This window comes from Janthinobacterium longum, assembly GCF_051380735.1.
Classification (GTDB): domain Bacteria; phylum Pseudomonadota; class Gammaproteobacteria; order Burkholderiales; family Burkholderiaceae_D; genus Janthinobacterium.
Window position 1 is genome coordinate 108,101 of the sequence record NZ_JBNYXQ010000003.1, and the last position, 25,477, is coordinate 133,577.

The 25,477-nt window shown below is 62.6% G+C and carries 27 protein-coding genes and 1 pseudogene; 6 read left to right on the forward strand and 22 right to left on the reverse strand.

Annotated elements, in window-relative coordinates; genetic code table 11:
• Positions 1 to 11 precede the first annotated feature (11 nt).
• Positions 12 to 1,079, reverse strand: coding sequence for an SDR family oxidoreductase (locus tag ACQ4WM_RS11310; RefSeq protein ID WP_436546770.1), 1,068 nt, complete (start codon positions 1,077 to 1,079; stop codon positions 12 to 14).
• Between the two features lie 92 nt (positions 1,080 to 1,171).
• On the opposite strand from ACQ4WM_RS11310, the gene ACQ4WM_RS11315 reads away from it, so the two are divergent.
• Positions 1,172 to 2,074 (forward strand): LysR family transcriptional regulator, encoded by a 903-nt coding sequence (locus ACQ4WM_RS11315; protein ID WP_436546771.1) that lies wholly within the window; start codon positions 1,172 to 1,174, stop codon positions 2,072 to 2,074.
• An 11-nt stretch (positions 2,075 to 2,085) separates the two neighbouring features.
• Here ACQ4WM_RS11315 and ACQ4WM_RS11320 read toward each other — a convergent pair whose 3' ends face one another.
• The 12 genes from ACQ4WM_RS11320 to ACQ4WM_RS11375 form a co-directional block, all read right to left on the reverse strand.
• On the reverse strand, positions 2,086 to 3,039 hold the full coding sequence (locus tag ACQ4WM_RS11320; RefSeq protein WP_436546772.1) for an ABC transporter substrate-binding protein: 954 nt from the start codon (positions 3,037 to 3,039) through the stop codon (positions 2,086 to 2,088).
• Between the two features lie 54 nt (positions 3,040 to 3,093).
• Positions 3,094 to 4,068 (reverse strand): ABC transporter permease, encoded by a 975-nt coding sequence (locus ACQ4WM_RS11325; RefSeq protein WP_436546773.1) that lies wholly within the window; start codon positions 4,066 to 4,068, stop codon positions 3,094 to 3,096.
• Positions 4,069 to 4,087: 19 nt separating this feature from the next.
• Positions 4,088 to 5,599 carry a sugar ABC transporter ATP-binding protein gene (locus tag ACQ4WM_RS11330; protein ID WP_436546774.1) on the reverse strand — a complete coding sequence of 504 codons (1,512 nt, stop codon included), beginning with the start codon at positions 5,597 to 5,599 and terminating at the stop codon, positions 4,088 to 4,090.
• A gap of 79 nt (positions 5,600 to 5,678) precedes the next feature.
• On the reverse strand, positions 5,679 to 6,545 hold the full coding sequence (locus ACQ4WM_RS11335; protein WP_436546775.1) for a fumarylacetoacetate hydrolase family protein: 867 nt from the start codon (positions 6,543 to 6,545) through the stop codon (positions 5,679 to 5,681).
• 32 nt (positions 6,546 to 6,577) lie between these two features.
• Positions 6,578 to 7,333, reverse strand: coding sequence for an SDR family oxidoreductase (locus ACQ4WM_RS11340; protein ID WP_436546776.1), 756 nt, complete (start codon positions 7,331 to 7,333; stop codon positions 6,578 to 6,580).
• Positions 7,334 to 7,384: 51 nt separating this feature from the next.
• Positions 7,385 to 8,218, reverse strand: a complete 834-nt coding sequence (locus ACQ4WM_RS11345; protein WP_436546777.1) for an amidohydrolase family protein — start codon at positions 8,216 to 8,218, stop codon at positions 7,385 to 7,387.
• Entirely contained in the window at positions 8,215 to 9,231 is a 1,017-nt protein-coding gene (locus tag ACQ4WM_RS11350; protein ID WP_436546778.1) for an aldo/keto reductase, read from the reverse strand. The genes ACQ4WM_RS11345 and ACQ4WM_RS11350 overlap by 4 nt, the downstream gene beginning before the upstream one ends.
• An 11-nt stretch (positions 9,232 to 9,242) precedes the next feature.
• Entirely contained in the window at positions 9,243 to 10,472 is a 1,230-nt protein-coding gene (locus ACQ4WM_RS11355; protein ID WP_436546779.1) for a UxaA family hydrolase, read from the reverse strand.
• Positions 10,469 to 10,804 (reverse strand): UxaA family hydrolase, encoded by a 336-nt coding sequence (locus tag ACQ4WM_RS11360; protein ID WP_436546780.1) that lies wholly within the window; start codon positions 10,802 to 10,804, stop codon positions 10,469 to 10,471. The genes ACQ4WM_RS11355 and ACQ4WM_RS11360 overlap by 4 nt, the downstream gene beginning before the upstream one ends.
• A gap of 37 nt (positions 10,805 to 10,841) precedes the next feature.
• The gene (locus ACQ4WM_RS11365; protein ID WP_436546781.1) at positions 10,842 to 11,753 is read right to left on the reverse strand and encodes a GntR family transcriptional regulator; all 912 of its coding nucleotides are present in this window, start codon (positions 11,751 to 11,753) and stop codon (positions 10,842 to 10,844) included.
• Positions 11,754 to 11,846: 93 nt separating this feature from the next.
• Positions 11,847 to 12,989 (reverse strand): mannitol dehydrogenase family protein, encoded by a 1,143-nt coding sequence (locus tag ACQ4WM_RS11370; RefSeq protein ID WP_436546782.1) that lies wholly within the window; start codon positions 12,987 to 12,989, stop codon positions 11,847 to 11,849.
• A 1-nt stretch (position 12,990) separates the two neighbouring features.
• The gene (locus ACQ4WM_RS11375; RefSeq protein ID WP_436547034.1) at positions 12,991 to 14,001 is read right to left on the reverse strand and encodes a zinc-binding alcohol dehydrogenase family protein; all 1,011 of its coding nucleotides are present in this window, start codon (positions 13,999 to 14,001) and stop codon (positions 12,991 to 12,993) included.
• 340 nt (positions 14,002 to 14,341) lie between these two features.
• Between ACQ4WM_RS11375 and ACQ4WM_RS11380 the strand changes: the two genes are divergently transcribed.
• The gene (locus tag ACQ4WM_RS11380) at positions 14,342 to 15,379 is read left to right on the forward strand and encodes a MerR family transcriptional regulator (RefSeq protein WP_436546783.1); all 1,038 of its coding nucleotides are present in this window, start codon (positions 14,342 to 14,344) and stop codon (positions 15,377 to 15,379) included.
• 33 nt (positions 15,380 to 15,412) lie between these two features.
• A complete protein-coding gene (locus tag ACQ4WM_RS11385; protein WP_436546784.1) occupies positions 15,413 to 16,495 on the forward strand; it encodes a hypothetical protein in 1,083 nt (360 codons plus the stop codon).
• A 24-nt stretch (positions 16,496 to 16,519) separates the two neighbouring features.
• Here the strand turns inward: ACQ4WM_RS11385 and ACQ4WM_RS11390 are convergent.
• Both ACQ4WM_RS11390 and ACQ4WM_RS11395 read right to left on the reverse strand, forming a co-directional pair.
• Positions 16,520 to 16,813: pseudogene (locus ACQ4WM_RS11390) on the reverse strand (D-amino acid dehydrogenase); the annotation flags it as partial.
• On the reverse strand, positions 16,810 to 17,259 hold the full coding sequence (locus ACQ4WM_RS11395; protein WP_436546785.1) for a winged helix-turn-helix transcriptional regulator: 450 nt from the start codon (positions 17,257 to 17,259) through the stop codon (positions 16,810 to 16,812). The gene ACQ4WM_RS11395 and the pseudogene ACQ4WM_RS11390, both read right to left, overlap by 4 nt.
• 90 nt (positions 17,260 to 17,349) lie before the next feature.
• Between ACQ4WM_RS11395 and ACQ4WM_RS11400 the strand changes: the two genes are divergently transcribed.
• Positions 17,350 to 18,531 carry an MFS transporter gene (locus ACQ4WM_RS11400; RefSeq protein WP_436546786.1) on the forward strand — a complete coding sequence of 394 codons (1,182 nt, stop codon included), beginning with the start codon at positions 17,350 to 17,352 and terminating at the stop codon, positions 18,529 to 18,531.
• 97 nt (positions 18,532 to 18,628) lie between these two features.
• Here ACQ4WM_RS11400 and ACQ4WM_RS11405 read toward each other — a convergent pair whose 3' ends face one another.
• The 4 genes from ACQ4WM_RS11405 to ACQ4WM_RS11420 all read right to left on the reverse strand — a co-directional run bounded on the left by ACQ4WM_RS11405 (position 18,629) and on the right by ACQ4WM_RS11420 (position 22,015).
• A complete protein-coding gene (locus tag ACQ4WM_RS11405; RefSeq protein ID WP_436546787.1) occupies positions 18,629 to 19,324 on the reverse strand; it encodes a Crp/Fnr family transcriptional regulator in 696 nt (231 codons plus the stop codon).
• A gap of 135 nt (positions 19,325 to 19,459) precedes the next feature.
• Positions 19,460 to 20,119: a response regulator gene (locus tag ACQ4WM_RS11410; RefSeq protein WP_436546788.1), complete on the reverse strand. Its 660-nt coding sequence runs from the start codon at positions 20,117 to 20,119 to the stop codon at positions 19,460 to 19,462.
• 24 nt (positions 20,120 to 20,143) lie between these two features.
• The gene (locus tag ACQ4WM_RS11415; RefSeq protein ID WP_436546789.1) at positions 20,144 to 21,376 is read right to left on the reverse strand and encodes a GAF domain-containing sensor histidine kinase; all 1,233 of its coding nucleotides are present in this window, start codon (positions 21,374 to 21,376) and stop codon (positions 20,144 to 20,146) included.
• A gap of 57 nt (positions 21,377 to 21,433) precedes the next feature.
• Complete coding sequence (locus ACQ4WM_RS11420; protein ID WP_436546790.1) at positions 21,434 to 22,015, reverse strand: DJ-1/PfpI family protein; 582 nt, start codon at positions 22,013 to 22,015, stop codon at positions 21,434 to 21,436.
• A 217-nt stretch (positions 22,016 to 22,232) separates the two neighbouring features.
• Here ACQ4WM_RS11420 and ACQ4WM_RS11425 point away from each other — a divergent pair, with 217 nt between their 5' ends.
• Positions 22,233 to 22,532: an antibiotic biosynthesis monooxygenase family protein gene (locus ACQ4WM_RS11425; protein WP_436546791.1), complete on the forward strand. Its 300-nt coding sequence runs from the start codon at positions 22,233 to 22,235 to the stop codon at positions 22,530 to 22,532.
• Between the two features lie 7 nt (positions 22,533 to 22,539).
• Here ACQ4WM_RS11425 and pncB read toward each other — a convergent pair whose 3' ends face one another.
• Together pncB and ACQ4WM_RS11435 are read right to left on the reverse strand one after the other, a co-directional pair.
• Complete coding sequence (pncB, locus tag ACQ4WM_RS11430) at positions 22,540 to 23,730, reverse strand: nicotinate phosphoribosyltransferase (protein WP_436546792.1); 1,191 nt, start codon at positions 23,728 to 23,730, stop codon at positions 22,540 to 22,542.
• Between the two features lie 78 nt (positions 23,731 to 23,808).
• Positions 23,809 to 24,672 carry a cysteine hydrolase family protein gene (locus tag ACQ4WM_RS11435; protein ID WP_436546793.1) on the reverse strand — a complete coding sequence of 288 codons (864 nt, stop codon included), beginning with the start codon at positions 24,670 to 24,672 and terminating at the stop codon, positions 23,809 to 23,811.
• Positions 24,673 to 24,744: 72 nt separating this feature from the next.
• Between ACQ4WM_RS11435 and ACQ4WM_RS11440 the strand changes: the two genes are divergently transcribed.
• Positions 24,745 to 24,981 (forward strand): TIGR02450 family Trp-rich protein, encoded by a 237-nt coding sequence (locus ACQ4WM_RS11440; RefSeq protein WP_436546794.1) that lies wholly within the window; start codon positions 24,745 to 24,747, stop codon positions 24,979 to 24,981.
• On the opposite strand, the gene ACQ4WM_RS11445 is transcribed toward ACQ4WM_RS11440, so the two are convergent.
• On the reverse strand, positions 24,982 to 25,236 hold the full coding sequence (locus ACQ4WM_RS11445; RefSeq protein ID WP_436546795.1) for a hypothetical protein: 255 nt from the start codon (positions 25,234 to 25,236) through the stop codon (positions 24,982 to 24,984). It lies immediately after the preceding gene.
• Positions 25,237 to 25,477 lie beyond the last annotated feature (241 nt).

The window sequence follows — 25,477 nt, forward strand, 5'->3', positions numbered from 1 at the left end:
TTTCAGTTGCGTTATTGGGGAATCACGCGCTCCGATTTCAACCGGTCAAACAAGTTGAAAAACGCTTCCGGCGTATCCTGATAATCAAGAAACCCCGCTTTGCGGCTCTTGCCCATGTCGGTCATCACTTCCATCGGCCGGCCCAGGTCGGCGTCGGTATGCCACCATGAAGCGAGCCGCCCGACATCCGCTTCAACCAGGCCATGCTGCTGCGCGATGGCACGCCATTGCTCGGCTGCGCCGTCCATGCGGTCAGCCAGCGGCGAGATGGTAGCGGGCAGCTCCGCCGCTTCGACACCAAAATAAGCGGCCAGGCGCGGCCACAGCCACTTCCAGCGGAACACGTCGCCATTGACGATATTGAAGTCCTGATTCGCTGCCTGCGGACTCTCGGCGGCCCACGCCAGCTGGCGCGCGATCTGGCCGGCGTCGGTCATGTCGGTCAGGCCATGCCACTGCGCGCTTGAGCCCGGAAACACGAACGGCTGGCCGCTGGCCTTGCACAGGTTCGCGTAGACGGCCAGGGTCAGGCCCATGTTCATGGCGTTGCCCAGCGCATAACCGATAATCGTGTGCGGGCGGTGTACGCTCCACGTAAAGCCATATTGTGCAGCCGCGTCGAACAGGCGGTCTTCCTGCTCGTAATAGAAATTCTCGACATCCTGGCGGCCCTGCTCTTCGCGGAACGGCGTGACCGGTACCGAGCCCTTGCCGTAGGCGTCGAACGGTCCCAGGTAGTGCTTCAGGCCCGTCACCAGCGCCGCGTGGCGCAAGTGGCCGCGCGGCCCCAGGGCAGCCAGTACATTGGCGACCATGGCACCGTTGACGCGGATATTCTCTTTTTCATTTTCCTGGCGCGCCCAGGCCGTAAAGAACACGTGGCTGGCGTCGACATTGGCCAGGCCGGCGGCCACGGCCGCGCCATCGGTGGCGTCCAGCTGCAGGGCAGCGCAGCCTGCCGGCACTGGCGTGCGGCCGCGAGAAACGCCCGTCACCTGCCAGCCTTGTGCCAGCAAGTGTGTGGCCAGGTTGCTGCCGATAACGCCGCTGGCGCCGATAATCAATGCATGCTTGTTCATACGCTCTCCAGTATAAAAAACCATGATATACCGGACAGAAATTCTTATCCGCGATAGTATTTCGCATTATTCATGAAAAATATTCTACAATCATGTCCGATCATCTGAAAGGTATCAGCCCTTTTCTCGCCACCGCCGATGCCGGCAGTTTTACCAGGGCGGCCGAGCGGCTGCACCTGAGCAGTTCGGCCGTCAGCAAGAGCGTGGCTCGCCTGGAAGAGCGGCTGGGCGTGATCCTGTTCGAGCGCAGCACGCGCCGCTTGAAACTGAGCAGCGCGGGCCAGGCCTATTACGCCACCTGCAAGCGCGTATTGCAGGAACTGAGCGATGCAGAAAACGTGCTGGCCGAGCAGCAAGGCGAATTGGCCGGCACGGTGCGCATCGGCGTACCGGCCTCGTATGGGCGCATGCGCGTGATGCCGGCGTTGATCGCGCTGTGCGACAAATATCAGCAGTTGCAGCCGTCAATCGCCTTCAGCGACCGCTTTGTCGACCTGTTCGAAGAGCGCATCGATATCGCCGTGCGCATCGGCGCGCCGGGCAACTGGCCGGCAGCGCTGGGGCAGATGCACCTGGGAGACGAGCGGTTGATCTTCTGCGCGGCGCCTGCCTACCTGGCGCGGCGCGGCACGCCGCAGGACATCGCGCAGCTGGAACAGCACGACTGCATCGCCTATGGACGTGGCGACGGCACGGCGGCGCCGTGGCTGTTTGCAGAAGAAAATGGCGTGGAGCGGCGCGTGGTGACGGCGCGGCTGACGGTCGGCGACGCCGAAGCGCAGACGGCCGCCGTGCTGGCCGGCCTGGGTATTGCGCAGCAGGCGACCTGGCTGGTCCAGGAACATCTGGCCAGCGGCGCCATCGTGGAAGTATTGCCCGGCTTTGCCACGCCAGGCTTGCCGCTTTACCTGGCGTGGCCGCTGGCGCGCCAGCTGACCATCAAGACCGGCACGCTGCTGCAGGAACTGAAGCAGCGGCTGTCGATTGCCGATTAATTAATGGACAATTAATACAGCACGTTTTTCGCTTCCGGCAGGTCGACATTGGCCTTGGTAACGATCACCACGCCGGTATTGACGAAAGGCGCGACCTTCTTGCCCTCGATCAGGCTGACCAGGGTTTTCACGCCCAGCGCGCCCATCGAGTACGAGCCCTGCACGGCGGTCGCGTACAAGGTGCCGTCCTTGACGAAGTTTTTCAGGTCTTCATTGCCGTCAAAGCCGACGGCGATCACCTTGCCGGCCTTGCCAGCCTGCGCAATCGCGCGGCCCATGCCGACAGCGGTTGGCTCGTTGGCGCCAAAAATGCCTTTCAGGTCAGGGTTAGAGGCCAGCACGTCGGTGGTCTGGTTCAGGGCGGTGGCCATCTGCGACTGCGAGTAATACGTGCCGACGATCTGCAACTGCGAGTTCTTTTCGATATAGCGCTTGAAGCCGCCCACGCGGCCCGTCTCGGAACCGGCACCGGCCACATACGACATCACGGCGATCTTGCCCGTTTTGCCGACTTGCGAAATGAGCGCCTTGGCGCTGGCCTCGCCGGCCGCTTCATTGTCGGTCGACAGGAAGGACTGGTAGTAGCGCTTGCCGCTGTCGGCCACCAGCGAATCGATCAGCACCACGGGAATCTTCGCCTCCCAGGCTTTTTTCAGCGCCGGCACCAGGGCGTCCGGATCGGACGCGGCCAGCACGATGCCGGCCACTTTGCGCGTGACGGCGTTTTCCACCATGCTGACCTGGTCGGCAATCGCCGACTCCGAAGCCGGCCCCTGGAAGGTCAGGTTGTAACCCTTGGCCTCGGCCGCGCTGGCGGTCGCGCCTTTTTTCACGTTCTGCCAGTAGTTCGAGTTCGTCGTCTTGACGATCACGGCGATCTCTTTCGGCGCGGCGATTGCGGCGCTGGTGCTCAATGCGAATGCTGCGGTCAGCAGACCTAGCGACACGGCTTTGATGGTTTTCATTGTCGTCCTCGTTTAATTATAAGTTTATGGGTTTGACTACTTTCAGCTACTGCTTCAGGCGCGGTTGCGCTTCTGATCGATCCAGACGGTCAGCAGAATGACCAGTCCGATAATGATTTGCTGGATAAAACTCGATACGCCATTCATGTTCAGGCCATTGCGCAGAATGCCGATCACGAAGGAACCGATCACGGTGCCGGAAATGGTGCCGATGCCGCCGATCAGCGAAGCGCCGCCGATCACCGCGCTGGCGATCGCATCGAGTTCATACATCACCCCTTCGTTCGGCTGCGCCGTCACCAGGCGCGACATCAGCACGCAGCCGGTCAGGCCCGACAGGGCGCCAGACAAGGTGTACACCATCAGGGTCACGCGGCCCACCTTGACACCCGACAGGCGCGCCGCTTCGGCGTTCGAACCCACCGCATAGATATGGCGGCCGAAGGTGGTGCGGCTGAGCATGATGGACACCGCCACGGCGATCACCACCATCAGCACCACCGGATACGGAATGCCGGGGAAGATCACTTCAGGGAAGGTGCCGCCCGTGTCGCGCTCGATACGCCACAGCACGCCATTTCCCAGTTCGCCGAACGATTCGCCCAGGCCGGAAATGGCACGCGCACCGGTCACTTGCAGGGCCAGGCCACGGGCGATCAGCATCATGCCCAGGGTCGCAATAAATGGCGGCAGTTTCAATTGCGTGATGCAGAAACCGTTGACGGCGCCGCACATGGCGCCGACCAGAATGCCGCCCAACATGGCGACCGGCACCGGGATGCCGCTCTTGACCAGCAAGGCCGCAGCCACGCCGGCCAGCGCCAGCACCGAGCCGGAACTCAAGTCAATGCCGCCGGTGATAATGACGCAAGTGGCGGCGATGCCCAGGTAGGCAATCGAGGTCACCTGTAGCGCCACGCTCATGCCATTGCTGACCGAGAAAAAGGCATCGCTGGTCAGCGAAAATACCAGCAGCAGCAAGGACAGGCTGCCGAGCGCGGCAAATTTTTGGATCAGTTCTTTATTCATTTTCTTGTGCTTTCTGATGTTAATGCATTGCTGCCTGGCGGCCCGATGCGAGATGCATGATTTCTTCCTGCGACGACTCACGCGTATTGAGAATGCCGCTGATGCGCCCTTCGTGGAATACCGCGACGCGGTCCGTCATGCCCATGATCTCGGGCAGCTCGGAGGTGATCAGGACCACGCCGATGCCTTGCGAGGCCAGCTTGTCGAGCAGTTGATAAATGGCGAACTTGGCGCCCACGTCGATGCCGCGCGTGGGTTCGTCGAAGAAGATAATTTTCGATTCGCGGTACAGCCATTTGCTGATCACGATTTTCTGCTGGTTGCCGCCCGACAGATTGCGCGCAATCTGTTTCGAGCTCGGCGTCTTGATGCCCAGCGCGGCGATATACTGCTTGGCCACCGCCTCTTCTTTCGCAAAATCGATAAAGCCGAAACGGTTGGACAATGCCGAGACATTGGTCAGCGTCAGATTGGCCGCTACCGACATGCGGATCGCCAGGCCATGGCTCTTGCGGTCTTCGGACAGGTAGGCGATGCCGTGGTCGATGGCGTCGATCGGCGAGCCGATCACGACTTCCGTGTCACCGAGATGGATTGCGCCGCCGGTGAGCGGATCGGCGCCGAAAATGGCGCGCGCCACTTCCGTGCGCCCGGCCCCCATCAGCCCCGAAAAGCCGAGGATTTCGCCGCGCCGCAGGTCAAAGCTGAGCGGGCCGAAGACATCCTTGCGGTGCAGATCCGTCACGCGCAGCAGCACGTCGCTGGTTGGCTGCGACACGCGCTCGGGAAATTTTTCATCGAGGGTGCGGCCCACCATTTTCGCCACGATGGCGTCGAGCGAGGTGGCATGAAAGTCGTCGGTGCTGACAAATTTGCCGTCGCGCAGCACCGTCACCCGGTCGATAATATGCTGCATTTCTTCCAGGCGGTGCGAGATATACACCACGCTCACGCCATTGCGTTTGAGTTCATTGATGATCTCGAACAGCTGGCCCGTTTCGCTTTCCGTCAGCGACGACGTGGGCTCGTCCATGATCAGCACTTCCGTGTTCAGCGACAGGGCCTTGGCAATTTCCACCATCTGCTGCTGTGCGCAGGACAGGTTTTTCACCAGCTGGCGCGGGTCGATGCGCAATTTCAGCCGGTCCAGCAGCGCCTGGGCATCAAGGCGCATCTTCTTGCGGTCGATAAAAAAGCCGCGCACCGGTTCACGCGCCAGGAAAATATTCTCGGCCACGCTCAGGTGGGGTATCAGATTGAGTTCCTGGTGGATGATGGCGATGCCGGCCGCTTCCGCGTCGACGCTGCTGCCGAAGCTGCACACCTTGCCCTTGTAGACCAGTTCCCCCTCGTCGGCCTGGTACACGCCGCTCATCACCTTCATCAGGGTGGACTTGCCGGCGCCATTTTCGCCGCACAGCGCATGCGCTTCGCCGCGACGCAGGGTGAAACTGACATTGTCGAGCGCCAGCACGCCGGGAAAGCGTTTGCTGACGCGATTGAGCGCCAGTATCTCTTCGGATTGATTCATGGTGGGTCTCCTCCACTGCACTGCAATGTAAGGGCGCGCCGATGTCTGTGCATCTTGCTTGCGCGCCGGTCCTGCCTTGTTAGCCGTCGATCAGTTCCGGATTCCACGCATGCACGGTCTGCTGCTGTTCACCGAGGCCGGTAATGCCCAGGCGCATGGTGTCGCCCGGCTTCAGGTACACGGCCGATGGCTTCTGGCCCATGCCCACGCCAGGCGGCGTGCCGGTGCTGATAATGTCGCCCGGGTACAGGGTCATGAAACGGCTGATATAGCTGACCAGGTTGGCCACGCCGAATACCATGGTTTTGGTATTGCCGTCCTGGACGCGCTTGCCGTTCACTTCCAGCCACAGGCCCAGGTTTTGCGGGTCGGCCACTTCGTCGGCGGTGACCAGCCACGGGCCTATCGGACCGAAGGTATCGCAGCCCTTGCCCTTGTCCCACTGGCCGCCGCGCTCCAGTTGATATTCGCGCTCGGACAAGTCGTTCACCACGCAGTAGCCGGCCACGTGCGACAGCGCATCGGCTTCAGATACATAGCGCGCGGTGGTGCCGATCACCACGCCGAGCTCCACTTCCCAGTCGCTCTTTTTTGAGTCCTGCGGCATCACCACCGCGTCGTTGGCGCCGATCACGGCGCTGGTGGCCTTCATGAACAGCACCGGTTCCGCCGGTACGGCCATGCCCGATTCGGCCGCATGGTCGGCATAGTTCAGGCCCACGCACAAAAACTTGCCTACGCCCTGCCACGGCGGCGCAATGCGGCCCGGGTTCGCGACGACAGGCAGGCTGTCGATATCGACGGCAGCCAGCATGGCCAGGTTCTCCTTGCTCAGAGACGCGCCAGTAATATCGCTCAGCACGCCGGACAGGTCGCGCACGGCGCCGTTGGAGTCGACCAGTGCAGGTTTTTCAGCGCCCTTGGCGCCATAACGCATCAGTTTCATTGTTGTCTCTCGTTGTTGTAATTAGTTTGTAATTAGTTGGACCAACCGCCGTCAATGACGTGTGTCATGCCGGTGGTGAACGCCGATTCGTCGGAAGCCAGGTAGACCGCCAGCGCGGCGATTTCGTCGCCCTTGCCGACCCGGCCCATCGGCTGGCGCGCAACAAAGGCGGCCTGCACTTCATCGATGCTCACGCCCGTCGCTGCGGCTTGCGCGGCAATACGCTCCTTGAGCGAGGGCGACTCGATGGTGCCGGGGCAGATCGCATTGCAGCGGATGCCGCGCGTGACAAAGTCCGCCGCTACCGACTTGGTCATGCCGACCACGGCCGCCTTCGAGGTGCCATAGATAAAACGGTTGGGCGCGCCCTTCACGCTCGACGCCACCGACGACATATTGACGATGGAGCCGGCGCCCTTGGCCAGCATGCCGGGCAAGACGGCGCGCATCAGGCGGTACATGGAGCGCGCGTTGATCTCGAAAGAGCGGTCCCAGGCCGCGTCGTCGCAGTCGAGGATGGTGCCGCCGTCGACAAAGCCGGCGCAGTTGAACAGGATATCGACCGGGCCGATCTCGTTCACCAGCGCGGTGATGGCTGCGCCGTCGGTGACATCGAGCCGGCGCACGGAGCAGCCGGTCGCTTCTTTCAAGGCATCGAGCTGGGCCTGGTTGATATCGGTGGCGATCACGGTGGCGCCTTCGCGCACGAACGCTTCGGCGGTGGCGCGCCCTATCCCCTGGCCGGCGGCGGTCAGCAGTGCGGTCTTGCCTTGTAGTCTGGCGGTCATTCTTGTCTCCTGTTTTTATTGGCCCTGCACCTTGTACTGCCGGGATCTGCGTCAATCCCTGATGCCGTAAAAGCGCAGTGCATTGAGGCCGAAAATATCGTTCCTGTCTTGTTGGCCCAGATGCGCCAGCAAGGTTGCGCTGGCGTCCAGCCAGGCGCCATAACCGCCGGCCAGATCCACCACCGGCCAGTCGCTGCCCCAGATCACGCGCTGGGCGCCGAATACTTCCAGCACGTGCGACACGTACGGGCGCAGGTCATCGATCGTCCAGCCGGGCTGCGCCTCCGTCACCAGCCCGGACAGCTTGCAATGCACATTCGGCAGCGCGGCCAGTTGCGCCAGGTCTTCACGCCATCGCCCAAAAGCGGCATCGGCGATCGGCGGTTTGGCCGCATGGTCGATCACGATGGCCAGCTGCGGACAGGCACGCGCGCAGGCAAGCAGCACGGGCAGATGGCGCGGCAGCACCAGCGCGTCAAAACGTAAAGCGTGTTCGACCATGGCGTTCAAGGCGGGTGCCAGCGCGGGATTGGCGATCCACTGGTCGTCGTCGATATCCTGCAGCATCGGGCGCAGGCCTTTGAGCTTGCTGTTCGATGCCAGACGTGCAATCGCGGCTGGCGCGTCGGGCGCCAGCAAGTCAGTCCAGCCCACCACGGCGCGCACAAAATCAGCGCGGTCGGCCAGCGCCAGCAGCCAATGGGTATCTTCTTCTGACGGCAGGGACTGCACCAGCACGGTTCCAGCGATACCATGTTCGGCCAGCAGCGGCGCCAGATCGGCAGGCGCAAAATCGCGGTAGATAGCGGCCAGCGATGGCGGCGGCCAGCCACCGCCACGTGCGGCCAGTTGCCAGAAATGCTGGTGGGCGTCGATGACCATCATGCCGCTCCCGCAGGTACAGGCGCGCGCGCATCGATCAGGCCCGCTGTTTGCAAGGCAGGCCACAAGCCGCCTGGTATCGGCGTGGCAAACCATTCCAGGTTTTGCCGCAGCTGCGCCAGGTCCTGGCCACCAGGAATACAGGACACCACGGCCGGATGCGCGAGCGGGAACTGCAAGGCGGCGGCCTGCAAAGGCACCTTGAATTCGCGGCAGATGGCGTCCAGCTGCGCCACGCGCTGCAGGATCTCGGCCGGCGCATCGGCGTAATTGAACTTGCCGTTGCCGGCCAGCACGCCCGAATTGAACGGGCCCCCGATCACGATGGCGTTGCCACGCTCCACGCACAAGTCCAGCAGCGGCGACAGCGTAGCCTGTTCCAATAAAGTGTAGCGGCCGGCGAGCAAGGTGCAATCGAGGTCGAAGTCGGCCATCGCGCGCAGCACGATGTCGGCTTCGTTGACACCGAGGCCCACGGCTTTCACCTGGCCACTGGCGCGCAGCTGGTCCAGCGCGCGAAAGCCGCCACCATCCGTCAGCTGGCGCCAGTACTGTTCGTCATTTTCGCCATGCGTGACGCGGCCGATATCGTGCACGAACAGGATATCGATGCGCTCAAGCCCCAGGCGCTGCAGGCTGTCGTCGTGCGAGCGCAAAATGCCGTCATAGGTGTAATCGTAGTGCGGGCGAAACGGCAGCGGCGCGGCAAAGCCGTCGTCACCGGGCCGCACCGATGCATCGGGACGCATCAGCCGGCCCACCTTGGTGCTGATCACGAACGCATTGCGGGGACGCTCGCGCAGGGCCGCGCCGAGGCGGTGTTCTGACTGCGTATAACCGTAGTAAGGGGCCGTGTCGAAAAAGCGCACGCCGGCGTCCCAGGCGCCATCGAGAGTGGTGCGTGCCTGCGCATCGCTTACCGGCTGGTACAAGCCGCCCAGTGGTGCGCAACCCATGCCGATGCATGGCAGCGACAGGCCGCCACGCGGCAAAGTACGCACTTGTGTGACATCCATGGCGATCGTCCTCACGCTGCGCGCAGCGGGAAACAGCCTGGCCCCACCGCGTCGAATTGTTTATAGGTCAGCACGAATTCCTGGTGACCCAGGTCTTCCGAGCGGCTCAGTGCACCGTTGGCCACGTCCAGCACGGCGGCAACGATTTCAGCACCGACCTCCTCCAGGCTCGCTTCGCCAGTGAGTATCTTGCCCGCGTTGACGTCCATGTCGTCGGACAGGCGCTCGTAGGTTTGCGGGTTGGCGCAGACCTTGATCACGGGCGAAATGGCCGAGCCGACTACCGAGCCGCGGCCTGTGGTAAACAAGGTGATATGGGCGCCGCAGGAAATCAGTTCGACGATTTCCGCATTGTCCGACACGTTCGGAAAGCCGAAGCGCGGTTCGCCGTCCGGCACCACGTCAAGCAGGTACAGGCCGCCGCCGGCCGGCTGGTCGCCCGGTTTCAAGATGCCGACGATCGGCGACGAGCCGCTCTTGGCATAGGCGCCCAGGGACTTTTCTTCCTGCGTGGTCAGGCCGCCATCGGCGTTGCCCGGCGAGAAGCTGCCGTGGCCCATGATGGTGTAGTAGCGCGCGGCCTTGGCCACGGTTTCAACGATGGCATTGCCCAGGGCCGGGCTGACGGCGCGCCGCTGCATATGGTATTCGCAGCCCACCAGTTCGCCCGTCTCCTCAAAAATGCACGGGCTGCCGGCCGCGATCAGGGTATCGAAGGCCACGCCAACGGCCGGGTTGGCGCTGATGCCGCTGGTGCTGTCGGAGCCGCCGCAGATGGTCGCCACCACCAGTTCGTCCAGGCCCATCGGCACGCGTACTTGCTGCGCCAGGTGCTCCAACGCCCAGCTGATCCACTCGACGCCGCTGCTGACACTCGGGCGGGTGCCGCTGTTTTCCTGGATGGTAATCGTGTGCACGGGACGGTCGCTGTCGGCCACTGCGCTAGACAAACCATATTTGTTGAAGCCCTCGCAGCCGAGCGACACCAGCAGCACGGCGCCCACATTCGGATGCGTCAGCAGGCGGCGCATTACCTGGTCCGCGTATTCGTTCGGGAAGCAGCCCGTAAAGCCGATCAGGTGCACCGGCTGGCCGGGAAAGGCATTGACCATCAGGCGCGCCACGTGGTGGGCGCATTCGACCATATACGCCACCACCACGATATTGCGGATGCCCTTGCGGCCATCGGCGCGCAGGTAGCCCGACAGGACCGGGGCGGGCGTTGTCGTTGGAGCGTTCATTGTTTCGCCTCCTTGTCCAGGAAATGGTGGCCGTCCTGGCCCAGGGTAAACGTGGGGATGTAGTCGCTTGCCAGGTTGTGCGTATGGATATGCTCGCCGATGGCGACGGGGGCCGTGATGCTGCCGATCAAGGCGCCATAGCGCAGCACCTTGTCACCGACAGCGAGCGCGCGGCGCGCCACCTTGTGGCCGATCAGGATGTTTTGCGTCAGGGTGACCTGCTGGCCATCGATGGTGACGATGTCGCCCAGGGCCAGCGCGGTGCGGGCGATCATGCAGTTATCTTCAGGCGACATCAGCAGCAGGCTGGAAACCGGGGTGGCGTGGCTCATGGCGCGCCCTCCCCGGCAATGCTGGCAATGCTGAACCCTACGACTGCGTCAGTTTTTCGCGCGTGCCGATCGACGCCAGCATGGTGCTGCGCGAGGAATTGAGGTGCGACTTCATGCCCTCGATCGCTTTCGGTATGTCGTGCTCGGCCAGCGCCCGCAAAATCGCCAGGTGTTCCTGCACCGCGTATTTGTTGCGGCCCTTTTCCTCGCCTTTGTCCCACTGGTAATGATAGTGAAACACGAACGAGACGATATCGTAGAAGCCCTGCGCGAAGCGGTTGTTCAGCAAGCCGATCAGGAAAGTGTGGAACTCGCGGTCCAGCGCCGGAAAGGCATTGTGGCGCGTGTCGATTATGGCCGCCAGCTTCTCGTGCTGGATGATCAGCCGCGCCAGTTCGGCATACGCCGGATCGCCGTGCGGCAGATGGGCAAACTGCTCGACTGCCGCCATTTCGAACATGCGCCGCATGTCTGCCAGCTCGGTGGCAAACGAGCGGTCGAACGCGCACAGGCGCCAGCCGCCGCGCGGCTTCTTTTCGATCAGGCCGAAGCGCGAAAAGCCGATCAGAAATTCGCGCACGCTGACGGTACTGGCGCCGGCCTCGCGCGCCAGCTCGGCTTCCGAAAACTCGGCGCCCGGCGGCATGTCGCGCTGGTAGACCCTCTCCATCAGCACCTGCTGGATGCGCTCCGCGCCCGATTGCAGCTCGGCGATATCGAAGTAATCGCCCGGTATCGGTTTCCTCAGCAGCCGCCGCTCCGCCGGGCTGCTGATCAGGCGCCGCGTCGACAGATACGCGATCGCGCTGCGTATCGCCGTGCGGCTGCCCTGGCAGATGGTGGTCAGGAACTGCTCCGTCGGCAGCATCTCGCCCACTGCGACATTCTCGGCGAGAAATTGCAACAGCAGATTGGTACTGCGCTTGAAGACGGTGGCCGGTTTTGACATGGATGGGGGTGTTCGCTATGTCGGCGACAGCAAAAGTGGGAAAGTGGGCCATTTTAGTCGATATCGTATCAAGTCGGCATGCGCGGCAGCTCATCATTTCTGGCCTCCCGCAGCGATGATGGCGCGCAGCTGCGGCTGGGCCAGGATGGGGCAAAGCTGTTCGGCCAGCGCTACCACGGGCGCCATGCGGCGGCGGATTTTCTCGCCATGGTTCTGCGCGATGTCTGCCAGCCGGTGTGCCAGGAAGGGGTTGTTGAAGCGCTCTTTTACCTGCGCCAGGTAGGCAGCGGCAGCCTCGCCTTCGCGCGTGCCCATGGCAGCAAACACGGGCAGTACTTCGTCTTGCCACAGCGATTCGAGCGCGGCCAGCATGGCTGCATCCTGCATCGCTTGCCTGACCGTCATCGACGCCGGGCTACCTTGGTCGAGCCACAGCTGCGCCAGGAAGGTGTGGCCCAGGTTCAGCAAAAACAGCTTGCGCTGCTCGTATTCGCGAAGGCTGGCGGTGACCACCAGTTGCGGGTGGCTGCACGGCAGCACCATGCCCGCCTGCGCTTCAATGGCCCACAAGGCGTATGGTTCGGCCACCGCACCGATGGGTTCCATGGCTTCCGAAACGATGCGGTCGACCAGGGAATTGATCCACACGCAGCCCGTTTCCAGATACGTGACAAAGGCCGCGTCGCACTGCCATTCGCGTGCCAGCTTGACGATCAGTTCGCGCAGCACCGTGCCATTGTCGACCACCAGTTCGCACGGGTAAATCGTGAGCGGTGCGGCGCCAGCCAGGTAACGGCCATGCAGCAGCACCAGCAGCTTGGCGGGGAAACTGCGCGGCGCCACCTCGCCATCGAGCAGGCCCGCATGGTCGGCGTCAGACAACTGGTAGCCGGTGTCGCCGGTATTCGACAACATCACGCGCGCGGCCACGGCAGCCGCACGTACCTGCGGCCAGTCGCTGCCGGTCTGCCACGCCTGCGTCACGGCGTGCACTCGGCGCTCGTCGTCGACTTGCGCGCCGTCCTGCCAGCCACGAATGCGCACCGGATACCCACCTGGCTGGCGAAACGCCGCCACCCGCGCCGCGCCCTGGGCGCTGCCGGTGGTTTGCACGATGGTGATCTTGCCCAGTGCCTGGCCGGCCTCTGCTGCCTCGCTGACAAACAGGTCGGCATGCGCCTGCAGGAAGCGGCTGGTGCCGAACTGCAGTATCGGATTATGTGTGGTATCGATCATCTCAGACCTCGACGATGGCCTTGATGACACCGGTCGAAGGCTGCATCCAGTGGTCGAGAACATTGGTGAATTCGTCGAGCGTGGTGCGGTGCGTGTTGAGCAGCGCGGTGGGGACCTTGCCCGCCTTCATGGCCGCCACCACTTCCTCGAAATCGTCGACAGTGGCGTTGCGGCTGCCCAGCAAGGTTGTTTCGCGCTTGTGGAATTCCGGGTCGGAGAACGACAGGCGGTCGCGCACGATGGACACCAGCACATAGCTGCCGCCGTGGGCAACAAAATCGAGGCCGCGTTCCATCGCGGCGATATTGCCGGTAGCGTCGAACACCACGTCAAAGAACTCGCCGCCGGTGGCAGTCGACATTTGCTCCTTGTCGCCCTCGCCCAGCTGCACCGTGCGCGTGATGCCCAGCGCGTCACGGCAGAACTGCAGGCGGTCGGCGCGGCCATCGAGCACCGTCACCTCGGCGCCTTTCAACGACGAGAACAGCATCACGGCCATGCCGATCGGGCCGGCGCCCACCACCAGCACGCGCCTGGCGGCATCAACGGCGCCGCGCTTGACGGCATGCGCACCGATGGCGAGAAATTCGATCATGGCCGCGTCGTCGAGCGAAATGCCTTCGGTCTTGAAGACAAAGCGTTCCGGCAGCGCCAGGTATTCGGTCATGCCGCCGTCACGGTGCACGCCCAGCACTTCGATGCGTGTACAGCAGTTGGTCTTGCCCTGGCGGCAGGCCACGCAGGTGCCGCACGAGAGGTAGGGCATCACATAGACCTGGTCGCCGACGGCCAGGCGCGAGCCGGCCGGCGCGCTTTCGATATGGCCCGACAATTCATGGCCCATTACGCGCGGATAGCTGAGGAAAGGCTGGGTGCCGCGAAAGATATGCATGTCGGTGCCGCAGATGCCGATGCGGCGTATGCGTACCAGCACTTCGTCACCGGCGGGGACAGGCACGGGCCGCTGCTCCATGCGCAAGCTGCCCGGCGTATCGCAAACGATACTTTTCATCATGGTCGTCTCTCTCGCCAGCCGGTCGTTGCCGGCTGGCATATTATATTTAACGTACAAACCAACTGTGAAAAAAATCCGTCTGCGCGGATTGTCTTTCCAGTCCTGCCGATGGCGCATATTGCTGCGGCGCACAACGATTTTTCCGTGATTGCATGTGGCCCGAACGCGCTTGCAGTACTGCAGTTGCTATTCGGTTTTATAAATATACCGTACAAAAAAATGAAGGTCAACGAATTCTTTTGACAGCTTTTTTAACCCATCTGCTACATTTCCGCTTGACCCTGACGCTACGTCAGGCGCCATCGTGAATGTACGCAACAAAGACCGGGAGAAGACGATGCTGTTGAAAATAGGCGAGCTGGCCAGGCTGACCGGCCTGACCGTGCGCACCCTGCACCACTACGACAGCATCGGCCTGCTCTCGCCTTCGGCGCGCACGCAGGCCGGCTACCGCCTGTACCAGCACGGCGACATGGCCCGGCTGCACCGGATCATGGCGCTGCGCAAGTTCGGGCTGCCGCTGGCCGAGATCGCAACTTCACTGGCCAGTTCCGACTTGCCCCTGTCCGGCATCGTGGCAAAACAGATCGCCATGCTGGACCAGCAACTGGCGCAGGCAAGCCGGCTGCGCACGCGCCTGCTGGTGCTGCAAACGCAGCTGGAACAGGGACAGGAACCGGAACTGGCCGAATGGCTGACCACGATGGAGCAGATGACCATGTACGACAAATATTTTACGCAGGAAGAAGTGCGGCAATTGCCGATGTTGAATGACGCGGCAGCGGAACAGGAATGGCAAACCCTGGTGGCCCGCGTGCGGGCGCTGATGGATACGGGTGCCGCTGCCACCTCGGCCGAAGCGCAGGCGCTGGGTACCGAATGGATGGTCAAGCTGGTGCGCGACACCAGCGCCCACCCCGGCCTGTTTGCGCGCCTCGATACCATGCACGGGCAGGAGCCGGGCATGCAGGCCAGAACCGGCATCGACGCGCAGCTGATGCGCTTCGTGACCAGTGCATTTGGCGCCTCGCGCATCGCCCTGTACCGGCCTTTTCTCGACGACGCCGAGTATGCGTATTTGCAGGCCAATTACGGCAGGCGCGCCAGTCAGTGGCCGGCCCTGATCGCCGCCGTGCGCGCGGCTTTTGACAAGCAGACGCCGGCCGACGATCCGGCGGTGCTGGCACTGGCGCGGCAGTGGCGGGCGTTGTTCCAGTCGTATGCGGGCACGGCCCCCACCACGCAACTGAAATTTCGCCAGGCGCACCAGCAGGAACCGCGCCTGATGGAAGGCAGCTTTGTCACGCCGGCGCTGATAGCCTACCTGGCGCCGGCGATGGCCATCGTGGCGCATGAAAGCCGGGGCACGCTGTAGAATCGGCGCATGTTCAACGCCTGAGGAAAATCGATGCGCCGCCTTGCCCTGTTTTTGCTGTTTCTGCCCGCCATGCCGCCAGCCATGGCGGCCGACGCCTCGCTGCAAGGCGTCTGGCAGGGCACGCTGGGCGGCGCCGGTATCGTAGCCTGTTTCAACCAGCCTGGCAGCGGCTCGGACAGCAGCGGCAGCTACTACTACACCCGCTACAAGGCGCCCATCATGCTGTCCAAGGCACAGGGCAAGACGGCGTGGAAGGAAACCGATGCGGCCAATCAGGTCACGGGCAACTGGAGCCTCAATCCACCCCAGGCGGGCAACCTCACGGGCAGCTGGACGCATCCGAAAACCGGCAAGTCGCTGCCAGTCTCCTTGCACCTGCTGGCGGCGGCCGGCGACCCGGATCACCCCACCTGCGCCAGCGACGCCTATAACGCGGCGCTGGAAGAAATGCCGCCCCTGAAAACGTCGAAACCGAAAACCTTCGAAGGCCACCAGTACCGCAATCTCGGCGTGGCCGATGCCATCACCGTGGAGCTGATGGCGCCAGGCGACGGCGTCACAAAAATCAATGCGCAGTTGCGCGCGGAACTGCCCGGCAACAAGGCCGCGCTGGCCGACTACTTCGAGACGCGCCGCCAGCACCTGGGCCAGAACGGCTGGGCTGCAGAAGCGGAAGTTGACGCCGAACCGACTTACTGGTCATCGCGCTGGATCACGGTCAAGTTCTATCGCTGGCCGGCCGGCTACGGCGCCAGCGGCATCTCGATGAACTACCGCACCTGGGACCTGAAAACAGGACAGGAAGCCGATGTCTGGACCTGGTTCGGCACGCGCGCCAGCAAGGGCGACGGCGCCGCCGACGACAAGAGCGAGCTGCCACCACGTTTGCGCCAGGCGCTGTTCAAGGATGCCGCGACAGACCCCGAGTGCAAGGGCGATTACCCGGGCAAGGGCCGCTACCATCTGTCACTCAAGCGCGAAGGCGTGTCCTTCTGGGAGGATGCACGCGGCAGCGGCTGCGAGCAGGAATTCCTGCTGCCGTATAACAAGGTCGCGCCCTTCCTGACGCCGCAGGGACGCGCCGCGCTCGGCGACCTGCTGCCTGCGCGCTGAGCGTCGAAGATCCGCAGATTATCCCGAAATGCGCGCGATGGCGATGGTATTGCGCTCGCAGTGCGCCATGGCGGCCAGGAACCCGGCAAACCACGACAATTTGTGCCAGTTGGGGCGCGGGTGCAGCAGCAGCGGCGCGGCACGCCTGGCCATCGATTTCAGGGTGTTCAGGATCGTATATCGGTGGTTCCGCACTTCCGCGTGCGAGGCCGACAACTGGCCGCCATTGGCAAACGAGGTTTCCATGGCAGCATAGCCGTGCCGCTCGATCAGGGTCAGGTCCGTGATGCCGGCGCCGATCACGGCCACTTTCGTCATGGCCGCACCTTGCGCACCTCGGTGTCGCTCACCTGCAGCACCGTGCCATCGTGCGCCACCACCTGCATGGGGCGCACAGGCAGGCCGCTCTGCTTTTCCAGCAAGGTCGAATGGGCTTCGCCGGTATCGAACAGCTGGGCCTCGCTCCACTGGCGCAAGCCCACCACCACCGGAAACAGCGCCAGGCCCCTGGGTGTCAGCACATACTCCTGATAGGCCGTGCCGTCGGACGCGGGAGCGATGCTGAAAATGCCCTCTTCCACCAGCCCCTGCAGGCGGTCGGCCAGGATATTGCGCGCCACGCCCAGGCTCTTTTGAAATTCGCCGAAGCGGCGCATGCCGTCAAAGGCGTCGCGCACCACCAGCAGTGCCCAGCGCTCGCCGACGACGTCGAGCGCACGCGCTACCGGGCAGGGATCGGACCGCAAACTCTTGCGCTTGGCCATCAGGGGTCTCCAGGAATGAGTAGTTGCATTTTAAAACTTGTCGACATAAACTCCAACTGGTTTTAATTTGAAACCATATTCAGGACACCTATGCGCGATACCAACTCCCCCACCACCACTGTTTCCAAACCGCTGGTCTGGCTGTTTGCCTGTGCTGCCGCTCTGTCGGTGGCCAATGTGTATTACGCCCAGCCCCTGCTCGACACCCTGGCGCTGGAATTCGGCATGTCTGCGTCCAGCAGCGGCATGGTGATCACGGCCACCCAGGCCGGTTGCGCGCTGGCGCTGCTGCTGGTGGTGCCGCTGGGCGACATGCTGAACCGGCGCGCCCTGACCTTGCTGCAACTGGGGCTGCTGGGCATCAGCCTGGCGGCGCTGTCCTGCGCCACCTCGAGCGCCGCCCTGCTGGCCGGCATGCTGCTGGTGGGGCTGCTCGGTACGGCCATGACCCAGGGGCTGATCGCCTATGCGGCCAGCGTGGCGCCCAGCCATGAGCGTGGCCGCGTGGTCGGTACGGCCCAGGGTGGCGTGGTGATCGGCCTGCTGCTGGCGCGTACTTTGTCGGGCGTGGTGACGGATCTGGCCGGCTGGCGTGCCGTGTACCTGCTGTCGGCCAGCTTGTCGCTGGCCCTGCTGTTGCTGCTGTGGCGCATGCTGCCGCCACCGGTGGCGCCGGCGCGCCGCTTGCCTTACGCCGCCCTGCTGGCCTCGATGCTGGCGTTGTTGAACACCAATCGCGTGCTGCAAGTGCGCGGCGTGCTGGCGCTGCTGCTGTTTGCCGCTTTCAGCATTTTCTGGAGTGCACTGGTATTTCCCTTGAGCGCGCAAGGCTACAGCCATGCGGCCATCGGCGCCTTCGGCCTGGTAGGCGTGGCGGGGGCGCTGGGTGCGGCACGCGCGGGCGCGCTGGCCGACCGTGGCCGTGCGCAAGCGACCACCGGCGCAGCGCTGTTGCTGCTGCTTGCGTCCTGGCTGCCGCTGGCGTTTGCCGGCAACGCGCTGTGGCCTTTAATCGTCGGCATTATCGCGCTGGACCTGGCCGGCCAGGCGATACACGTGACCAACCAAAGCCTGATCTTCAAGGACGACAGCGACGCGCACAGCCGGCTGGTGGCCTGCTATATGCTGTTTTATGCGGTGGGAAGCGGACTGGGAGCGATTGCCGCCACCAGCGTGTATGCGCTGGCGGGCTGGCATGGAGTGTGCACGCTGGGTGCGGTGGTCAGCTTGCTTGCCTTGCTGTTCTGGCGGCTGACCCTGCCGGGACGGTGATTCCAACCCAACGGCAAAAGGGCTGGGGTCAGACCCTCAATGCCGCTCACTCAGAGGCTTGCGCTAACGGGCGCGGGGGTCTGACTCCGGCTGTCACTCAGTTCAACAGCGCCGTGGTGGAACCGTGGCGGTAGGTTTTCAGGGCTTCCGGCTGGATCTGGATCAGCGAGCCGCTGACCTTGATCAGGTGCAGGTCCGTCAGTTGGTGCAGCACGCGCGAGAGGGTGGCCGGGGCCAGGTTCAGGAACGACGCCAGCAGGCTTTTTTTCAGGTCCAGCTTGACTTCGTTCGAGCGCTGCTGGTCCGACGCCTGCAGCAGGTATTCGACCACGCGCTGGGTGGCGTTCTGCACCGAGCAGCGTTCCACGTTGCGGATAAAGCCCATCAGGTGGTGCGACAGGCTGTTCATCATCTGGCGCGCGATGCGCGGCGACTGGTCGAGCAAACGCAGCAGCGCGTGCGGCGGGATGCGCAGCAGCAGGCAGTGCTCGAGCGCTTCGGCGCAGAAAGGATACGGTTCGTCGAGGAAGATCATGGCTTCGCCGAAGCTCTGGCCCGGGCGTATCAATTCCAGCACCTTGTCTGTGCCTTCCATCGAAAAAACGCTCAGCTTGATGAGACCGAAGATGACCACATAAGCGCCTTCTGCCACTTCGCCTTTGCGGAACAGGACCTTGCCTTTTTCCACTTCGACACGCACCACATCCTGGCGCAATTGTTCCAGCTGAGAAGGAGAAATATGGCGAAACAGAGCTTGGCTCGACAACAAGCCGTCGACGTTGACCTTATGCATGACACTCTCTTCATTTGATTAGCGAATAACTAAGTGTAATGGGAGGGCAGCGTCAAGACCATACGTCAAAGGGAGTAGGGGCCAACTAGCCAAAAGCGGCATGCAGATCAATTTTTCCAGGATTGCCTGGTGGCTTTACTTGGCGAGGTTGCGTTCCACTGCATACACGGCGATCTGCACGCGGCTGCTCAGCTTGAGCTTTTTCAGGATATTTTGCACATGGATCTTGACGGTGCTTTCGGCCACGTCCAACTGGCGCGCGATTTCCTTGTTGCTCATCCCTTGCGCCAGGCAGGCCATCGCTTCGCGTTCGCGCGGTGTGAGCTTGTCGTAATCGGCTTCGGGCGCGCTTTGGCCGCTGCGGAACTGCGACACCAGCTTGGCCGTCATGGCGTCGGCGATCACGGACTCGCCGGCGGCGGCGCGCACGATCGCCTGGCCCAGCTGCTCGGCCTCGATATTTTTCAGCAGGTAGCCGCGCGCACCGGCGCGCAGCGCTGCGCCCAGGTCGGCCGCGTTTTCGGACACCGTCAGCATCAGCACCACCATCTCTGGCCACTCGATCAATATCTGCTGCAGCGCTTCCACGCCGGACAGGCCGGGCATGTTCAGGTCCATCAGCACCACGTCGGGCTGCAGCTGGCCCGCCAGCGCCACGCCATCGATTCCGTTGGCGGCCTCGCCCACGACCCGGAACCGGGGATTGCGCTGCAACAGCATCTTGACGCCGCTGCGCAGCAGGGTATGGTCGTCGACCAGCAAGATGGTAATGGGTGCGTTGTCTTGATCGTTCACTGTAATAAGTTACCTGGTTATCTGTTAGGCCGTCTGGCGCCGTGCTTCCGGCAAGGCCAGCGAGATTGTCGTGCCTGCCCCTGGCGTGCTGTCGACGGCAAACCGGGCGCCGAGCCGTTCGGCCCTTTCCTGCATGATGCGCAGGCCGATCTGCACTTCGGTTTTGTTGTCGCGCAAACCGGCGGCAAAGCCTGCGCCGTCATCGCATACCTGCAGCGAAAAATCGCGGCTGTTGTTGACCGTCACCTGCACCGCGCCCGCTTGCGCATGCTTGCGGATATTCGACAGCGCTTCCTGCACGATGAACAGCACCTGCAACTGCTGCTCCGGCGCCAGCGGCGCGCCGTTGCCCGTCATCTGCAAGGTGCTGGCAATACCCGTCTGCAATTCAAATTTGCCCAGCACTTCGGCCAGCTTGCCCTCCAGGTCGCTGCCATGCCAGCGCGTGCGGAAATTGACCAGCAATTCGCGCACATCCTGGTAGCTCTGCTCGACCCCCATGCGCATCAGCGGCAGCACTTCGGCCGCTTCACCGAGCTCGCCGCGGCGCACCGAATCGTCGAGCATCTGCACTTGCAGGCTGATGAAATTGAGGCTTTGCGCGATGCTGTCGTGCAGGCCTTCGGCCAGCAGGCTGCGCTCGCGCGCGACGGCAAATTCCTTTTCGCGTGCGATCAGGCGCTGGTTGTCGATCGCGATGCCCAGGCTCTGGCCCAGTGTTTCAAGCCAGCCGTGCTGCTGGTGCCCAAGCACGGTGGTCTTCACGAAATGCAGGGAAAAACTGCCGATCGCCTGTTCGCGCACAAGGATGGGAAACACGGCAATCGCCGTAAAGCCCTCGTCCTGGCAGCGGAAGCGCTCGATCGCAGCCACCTTGCGAAAGTCGCGGATCTGGATCACCCCCTGCGCTACCGCCGCACCGCACAGGCACTCGTTATTGCGCATGCAGTGTTCTTCTTCGACCATCGCATCCGGGATGCCTTCGTGGACGACGATATGCACCGTGTCGTTGTGCGGATCGAGGATGCGCACGCTGCCGCCCACCGCTTCCGAAAACGACATCACATGGCGCAAAAAGCCACGGCACAATTCGTCGATCGCGTGCTGGCCCGCCAGCAGCGTGGAAATATCGTGCAAGGTCGCCAGTTGCCGCTCCTGCGCGGCGCTCAGGGCAGCCGGCAGCTGCGCCTGGCGGCGCTGGCGCCAGCGCGAGGCGGGCAATTGTTTGCGGGTGGGATGGCTACGTGGCACAGGCATGACAGAATCGACTCTTCCAGAAGGTCCCGGCATGGCGGCACACCGGGACGCACAACATTACAGGCGGATCTCGGTGCCGAGCAGCTTGATGAACTGCGCCAGCCAGGCCGGATGCGCGGGCCAGGCTGGCGCGGTGACGAACTGGCCGTCCGTCACGGCATCGGTCACGGCGATGTCGGCATACTCGCCGCCGGCCAGCTTGACCTCGGGCGCGCAGGCCGGATAGGCGGAAATGCGCTTGCCACGGATAACGTCGGCAGCGGCCAGCAACTGCGCGCCGTGGCAGACGGCGGCCACCGGCTTGCCAGCTTCGGCAAAATGGCGCACGCAAGCGATTACCTTGTCGTTCAGGCGCAGGTATTCGGGCGCGCGTCCGCCGGCGATCATCAGCGCGTCGTAGTCGCCTGGCGACACCTCGTCAAAACTGGCGTTGAGCGCAAACAGGTGGCCCGGCTTTTCGGTGTACGTCTGGTCGCCCTCGAAATCGTGGATGGCCGTCTTGATCGTCTCGCCGCTTTTCTTGCCGGGACAGACGGCGTGCACGGTGTGGCCAAGCATCAGCATGGCCTGGAAAGGCACCATCGTTTCATAATCTTCTGCAAAATCGCCGGTCAAAAACAGAATTTTTTTCGCTGCCATTTGGTTCTCCCATGAAAAAATGTTGCGTTAACCTGCACCAATGCACCACAAACGTGCATCCCACCCGTATCTTACTGCGATCAAGGCTGCTTGCCTGCCTTTTCCAACATGATCAAACAAATTACATTGCACTGCACAACATGCAGCCGCCCTGTCCGCACAAAGCGCGGCAAGTTATGGCAACATCGAGTTCCCTCAATCTTTCAGTGGAAATGCCATGATTTTTGAAATTGCCCATATCCAGGTCAAGACTGGTAGCAACGCCGCCTTCGAAGCGGCCGTCACCAGGGCCGTGCCGCTGTTCCAGGGTGCACAGGGCTGCGAGTCGATGCGCCTGGAACGCTCGATCGAGAATACGGATGCCTATCGCCTGGTGGTGGGCTGGACCACGCTGGAAGACCATACCGTGCATTTCCGCAGCAGCGAAGCGTTCCAGTCATGGCGCGCGCTGGTCGGCGAATTCTTTGCCGCGCCACCACAGGTCGAACACATGAACACGGTGGTGGCGGGCTTCTAGAAAAAACTCAGGCTGCCGGCAGATGAAACACCTGCCGCAAGTAAGCGAGGAAGGTCTCGTCCTTGCACAGCGTCTTGCCCGGCGAGTCCGATAATTTCGCCACCGACTGGCCATTGCAGCGCACCAGCTTCATGACGATATTGAGCGGCGTCAAACCCACATCGTTGGTGAGGTTGGTGCCGATGCCGAAGCCGATCATGATGCGGTCGGCAAAGTGCTGGTACAGCTCGAACGCCTTGTCCAGATTCAGCCCGTCGGAGAACACCAGGCGCTTGGTATTGGCGTCGATGCGCAGCGCCGCGTAGTGGGCCAGCGCTTTTTCACCCCACTCGACCGGATCGCCCGAATCGTGGCGCAGGCCGTCGAACAGTTTCGCAAAATACAGGTCGAAGTCGGCCAGGAAGGCGTCCATGCCGACCACGTCGGTCAGGGCGATGCCCAGGTCGCCACGATATTCCTGCACCCAGTCTTCCAGCGCGGCTTTTTGAAAGTCGCGCAGGCGCACGCCAAACGACTGGAACGACTGCATGTATTCATGCGCCATGGTGCCGATCGGCACAATGCCGAGCTGCTTGGCCAGGTAGACGTTCGAGGTGCCCTTGAAATACTGGGGCACTTCACGCGCCAGGCGCTGCACCACTTCGTCATGCCAGGCGCCGGAAAAACGGCGGCGCACACCGAAGTCGGAAAATTCGAATGGATGCTTGCGGCGCGGCAGTTTGCCGAATTCCTTCAGCGCCGCCACCTTGGCGCTCAGGCGCGCACGGCCTTCAAGCAGTGCTGCGTCGAGATTGAAGCGGCGGAAATACAGCTCGTTGACTATATAAAGCACGAAGATTTCAAAACCCATCACATGCACTTGCGGACCGGCCGCATGCACGATCAACTGGTCGCCATCGGTGCTCACTTCAATGAATTTGCGCTGGAAGCGAAACACCGTCAGGAAGTCGACAAAGTCGCTTTTCATGAAGCGCAGGGTGCGCAGGTAGGCCAGTTCATCGTCGGCAAACGCCATCGAGCACAGGTGGTCGAGCTGCTCCTCGACTTCGTGTTTCAGTTCGGCCAGTGGAAAGGCAGGGGTATTCCTGCAGACGAATTCGTATTCGGTATGGGTGTTCGGATGACCATGCAGCAAGGCCTGCCACATCGTGAATTTGTACAGATCGGTTTCCAGCAAACTGCGTACTATCGGGGTCATGTATTGTTTCTCCACTTTACTGTAGCCAGAATAGTACGCCTTTGCCACGATTTCGGTTGCGCGCGCTTGTGCTGCCCTTCAGGCCGCCTGGTTGGCCAACAGCTCGGGCAGGATTTCCGCTGACGTCGCCAGCCGCGCGCCGCGCGCCTGCATGGCGGCAATAAACGCCTGCTGCTGCGCTTCGAAGCCGGGAACCGGGCTCATGCAGTCGGTCAGCAGCACCAGCCTGGACAGCGCTTCCCTGCCCTGCTGCGCCTGCAGATAGTCGGCGATATGCTCGGTGCTGGCCTTGACGCAATGGCTGCCAGCTTCGCCACAGATGTAAATCCGGTCCGCCGAAACCAAGGTATCGAGAAAGGCAATATTGAGCTGGGTGGCCGGATCTTGCGGGTCCGGCACTTCGGCCATCACGGCCGAATAATGCTCGGTCCACGGGTTGGAACCCTTGGACAGCTTGGCCACCACTTGCAGCTGTGCCACTTCCCAGGCGTTGTAGGCGGCGCGCACGGCGCCATGGATATTCTGGCCCCAGGAACCGATCTCGCAATGCACGGGCCACACCATCAACTGGTAGCGCCCGGCGCTTTCCAGTGCGTCAAGGTAGGCTTGCACGCGCGGCAAGGCTCCAGCAGCGGCGGGCATATACGCGCCGTCGCGCAGCTGCTGCGCGCTGATCTGGGTAAAGGGCGCAACCGCGCCGCCATCGCCGGTGCGCCAGAAAGCCGGGTGGGCGATATCGTAGCGGTGATGGGCGTCGAGCGTAATGCTGATCTGGCTCAGGCCGGCGCCGCCATCACGGATCAGGCTGGCCACGCGCAGCATGTCCTGGTGCGCGCCGGTGACGGGCAGGCTGGGAGCAAAGCCGCTGGGCAGCAGCTCGGCAGGCAGGTCGCAAAAATCGTTTTGCGGGTCGATGATGAGCAGGTGCAACTGGCGTTTCATGGCGATCCTCGTGCATGGCTGGAATATCCATGATAATGGCAACTTCGCCACCACGCCAACTCGCGCGCGCCTATGAAGCTTCCTGCCCGCAATCCCCTGAACGCCAACAAGCTGCTGCACAGCAAATGGACAGCGGCCGCACCCGCCGACAAGGAAAAGCATTTCATGGTCATCAAGGTGCTTGAACCGGACACGCCGGGCGCAGCGGTGACGCATGTGGAACTGCAGGCGGTGCACTCGCAACGCATACAGACCATGTCATGGCGCGCGCTGCGCGACGCGGCCGTATGGCGCCAGGGCTGGGTTTGATCAGGCGCCGGTGACAAATTTGCGCTGGCGCGATTCGACCAGCGCCTGGGCCGCGTCCGCCGCCTGCTCCTGCGCTTCCGCTTCGGTGGCAAACAGGTGGTCAGCCCGGACCCGCTGCTTGCTGGTCACATTGTAGCGATGCATGGGATTGGGCGATTGCGTAAAGATGGCGACATACGCGCCCCAGCTACCGCAGCCACGCAGGCGTTCGGCGGTGTAATCGATTTCATAACAACCATCATATTTGATCGGCACGAGGTTTGCTCCATGAAGGAAAGATGGATTAATTCCGATCGCGCTCACGCAGGAAGTTTACGGAAAATCAAGGCCGTCCAAGATACATTATTTTTGCGGTGCAGCAAAGCGATCTCGTGTAACGAATCTGCGATTACTTGATCTGATGCCGCGAAGTGAAAACAAGGCCGACTATAAGCGGTATGGCGGAAAATGGGCGCCGTGATCACGGCGCCGCATGGGTGCAACGATGAAACGATTA